The sequence below is a fragment of the Bilophila sp. genome, assembly GCF_057864385.1.
Map to the genome: position 1 here is coordinate 1 of NZ_DBMAFI010000124.1, position 4,036 is coordinate 4,036.

The 4,036-nt window shown below is 46.8% G+C and carries 2 protein-coding genes and 1 pseudogene; 2 read left to right on the plus strand and 1 reads right to left on the minus strand.

The features are described from left to right. The first annotated feature begins 830 nt into the window (after positions 1-830). Positions 831-1,595: pseudogene (locus tag ACZM8Y_RS17830) on the plus strand (IS5 family transposase). On the opposite strand, the gene ACZM8Y_RS17835 reads toward ACZM8Y_RS17830, so the two are convergent. Continuing rightward, positions 1,570-2,121 (minus strand): hypothetical protein, encoded by a 552-nt coding sequence (locus tag ACZM8Y_RS17835; RefSeq protein ID WP_482334613.1) that lies wholly within the window; start codon positions 2,119-2,121, stop codon positions 1,570-1,572. The pseudogene ACZM8Y_RS17830 and the gene ACZM8Y_RS17835 overlap by 26 nt on opposite strands. A gap of 1,147 nt (positions 2,122-3,268) precedes the next feature. On the opposite strand from ACZM8Y_RS17835, the gene ACZM8Y_RS17840 reads away from it, so the two are divergent. Further along, on the plus strand, positions 3,269-4,036 hold a 768-nt coding region (locus ACZM8Y_RS17840; protein WP_489501977.1), incomplete at its 3' end, for an ATP-binding cassette domain-containing protein.

Sequence of the window (4,036 nt, forward strand, 5' to 3'; positions counted from 1 at the left end):
CCGCCTTTCGTTCGACCGATGAGACGTGGGGAATCCCCTTTTGGGGCAGACTTGCCGCCGTACGGTAAGCCTTGAGGTGGGTGAGTCGGGCATCAGGGAGTCATCAAAAGACATCTTATTTGTTTACTTGTTGAAAATTATGATTTATTTAATTTGACAAAACGGTTGTACAGAGTTTTGTGCGGACCGTACTCAAGTACTCTCCTACTGAAATCCGTACTTGATGACGTAGATGATGTCGCTGATGACATGCCTGTCATCCACACGGGGAGCACTATGAGAACGGGGAAAGAACGGTTTGATACGCTCTAAGTGACTTTTGGAAAGATAAAACAGAGTACGTATGGGAACCTCCGTGCCTCCTGCATACCCTGTTTTCCTTCTCTTGAAAATAACGAGCTCTGACCCTAGTTGCATTTTTACATCAAAATATCTTGATTAAAACAATAAAATTCAAAAATATATTGTATAAAGATATACAATATGAAAATTTTGCGTTTTTGTACACCAAAGTATAAGCTAAAAAAATTGAATCATTAATATTTGATAAGTATCAGAATATATGACAATCGTATGCAGATACGGTTGATTGGGAAAATTGTAGTTGTATTTATTCTGTTTTTAATAATTATTTAAATATGGTAGAGGAATATATTTCAATGTGAAAGTGAAATCACTATGTAAACTTATTCTTTTAGACGAGCAGTTCGTATTCTCAAATTTTCTAGACTTCAATTAACTGGCTCGTTGGCGCTTCTGCTTAGGCAGTATCGTCATTTGATTATTTATATTTTGTATCTATTTTCATTCTCATACTATCAGGGGAATGAATGGTATCAGCACATAGATTCCACGATATATCAGATAGCTTATGGAAATTATTAAAACCTTATTTGCCGGGACGTAAAGGAGCAAAAGGCGTTGCTGCCAGAGATAACAGACTGTTTATCAATGCGGTTTTTTGGATTTTACGAACTGGCTCTCCATAGCGCGACCTGCCACTGGACTATGGCGACTAGAAAAACACACATCGCAGATTTTGCAAATGGCGGGACAATGGGTTTTGGGAAAAGCTTCTTGAAATCCTTATTGATGAACCGAATTTTGAATGGCTGATGCTTGACGCTTCCTATATTAAAGTCCATCAGGACGGGACAGGAACAAAAGGTGGCAACCAGGGCATAGGGCGCACAAAAGGGGGCTCAACTCAAAGATACATCTGGCCGTGGATGCGCATGGTATGCGGGCAGAATGGTTATCACGTCAGGTACCGTTGCGGATTGCACGCAGTCTTGCGAACTCATGGAGGGATTCGATGCTGGTTATATTCTTGCCGATAGAGGCTATGACAGCAACAGTTTCATTGAATATATAGAAGAACATGGTATGGAAGCGGTAATTCCACCACGCAAAAATTGAAAAATCCAAAGAGAATATGACCATTATTTATACCGCTACAGACATCTGATTAAAAATGCTTTTGTCGAGTTGAAAAGAATAGCGTGTAATTGCAATGAAATATACGAAAAATATAGCATCTTTTTGGGCGGCAGTCCATATTAAGGTGTATTACCATTTGGGCAAAAATTTATTGACGACTTCCCCATCGGCGTCGCTCTGGTCTTCGACATTGCGCCTGCGGCGTTCCACTTCGGCCTTGGCCGAACCGCCCGGAAAACGAGCGGCCAGCCGCCGCAGGGCTTCGGACGGCCCCAGCCGCTGATAGAGATTGTTGCGGATAGCCACATCTTCCGTGGTGGTGGAAAAGGCCCACAGGGATTGAGGGCCTATGGTCAGACTGAGGACAAGCTGTGACATGCCCGAACCTGTCCTGAACAGGGTAATGAGATTGGAACCGGCCTTGCCGGGCTTGCCCAACCGTGAGAGTGCCTGACGGCAGGCCCCGTTCAGGCCGAAGCGTTCCGAGAGATTGTCGATGCTTTTTTCCGTGCCGGAACCGAGGATGACGACCGTGGTAGCCAGTTCGTCGGTGATGATTTTGGGAATGTCGTCAATGGACTGCGTGTACAGTCCGATGGACAGGTTCCACTTGCGGCTTTCGCGGGCCATTGTGGTCATGTCGGCCTGAAGCTGGCCCGCCACCGAGACGTTGTTGGTCACGCGATGCGCTTCATCGTAGCTCAGGCGTTTTTGTGATTTATCTTACTGAAAAAAATAGAATAAAAATATTTTGAAAAAAATTTTACCCCGTCAGATACCCCGAAACTTCGGGGATTTCATCTGACGGGGTGAGATGTCTCTGGATAATCAGGAAAAAGAAGGAGATGGACGAAACAGCGCGGGAACGGGGTAGAGGGCTGTTCCAATGAAGACGGCGGACTTCTGCCTGGTGGCGTTTCCCCGCCGCTGTTAAGCCAAGAATACCCATCCGCATGGGAAATGGCAAATCATATATGTCCATAGTGGGAACATCACGTTATGCCATATTTCCTTGCGCGGGAGAGAGGAGGGAAATCCCCGGCTCTTCGTCCGTCACACCCGCATGGGTGCCGGAAGCGGGCATTCCGTCAAGGCCAAGCCCTGCCGGGCCGCTTCGCGGGCCTTGACGTTCATGCCCTGGCTTACGGCCTTATATACTCGCGGGCGACGGACGAGGAAGCCTCCGGCGGGGGCTCGGTCAAAGGAAACTCGCAGGTCGGAAGCACAAAGACAAAGGCACAAAAAAGCGTTTCCCGCCTCCCGCAGTTTCCCCACATATCGACACGGCGGACACGATACGTGCAAATCTGTCCCGGCGTATGCTCCACAGAGTTTCCCCGATACATACGGCGTGGCCTCTCGCCCGGAGTTCAGATGTCCGTGCCGTCATGCGCGTTATGCCGACCTTGCCTTGCGTCGGATACTGACTACACGGTTTGCGCATAGCGTTCAGGCATTCGCCGTATACCGTCTCCTTATATGCCGGATGCTTGCCCGGCACTGTCGTCATGCCCACCAGCGACACGCCGGATACACACCTGCCGCATTCCCGATACCCGCATCATGCGTACATGCTTTCGCACAGATGCCTGTTTATTCGTCCGGCCTTGTCTCCGAGGGCCAGCCTACGTTTCGTCTATACGCCGTACGTATAGCCTCACGGCTGGCAAGGGGCCATGCCCCTTTGAACCCCGGGAAGCCCAAAGACAGGGAAAACGGTGAGCGCATTCATGAAGTCAAAAAAAGAATCCTTATTTCAAAAAAATCCCTCACCATAATATTGACCTCTACAATGATTTAGGCGATAGTCTAGCCATCGGGAGGTTCCATGAGAGAACAAACAGTAAAACCGACATGCGCGGGTACAATCAATAAAAAAGTGCTCGTTACACTTGGTGCCAAAAAACAAATAGTCGGCAAGACGATTTTCAGACTTTCCCCCCAATGGGAGGATTTTCTCCGTCAGCTTGCCAAAACGTCTAACCTGACAATTCGAAATTTTTTGGATTCACTTGCGGCAATTGCCATGCAAGCCTATTCAAAAGGTATGTTGCCAGTTTTTTCCGATCCAACGGAAGGAAACAGGATGAGCTATGCCATTAGCAAAGACGCGAAAGAAACATTTACAAAACTTGCAAAAGAATGTGGTGTCTCCAGAGATAACATAGTACAGAGTGCTCTTGCTTATATTTCGAAGGAATTTGAAAAAAATGCACTAAGCGCACAACAAAAAATCGAATATGCAGGTATATTAGATGAAGCTTTTGGAAAAATGCTTGATATCTACTACTCGGATATTGTCTCAACGGCAAGAGAAAGACTTTGTGCTTCTGGGGATCCAGATTTTGTAGAATGTGAAGAAAAGCTTGCTTATATCGAAGAAATGATAGACACTTACGGACTTGACAAATTCCGTACTGCCCGTCCTTCTCAGTTATCCGGCGGGATGCGACAGCGTGCAGCTCTCATCCGCACACTAGCATTAAAACCAGACCTGCTCCTGCTTGATGAACCTTTTTCTGCTCTGGACTATCAGACACGACTGAATGTCAGCGATGACATCGGACGTATCCTGAAAAAGGAAAATAAGCCGGCA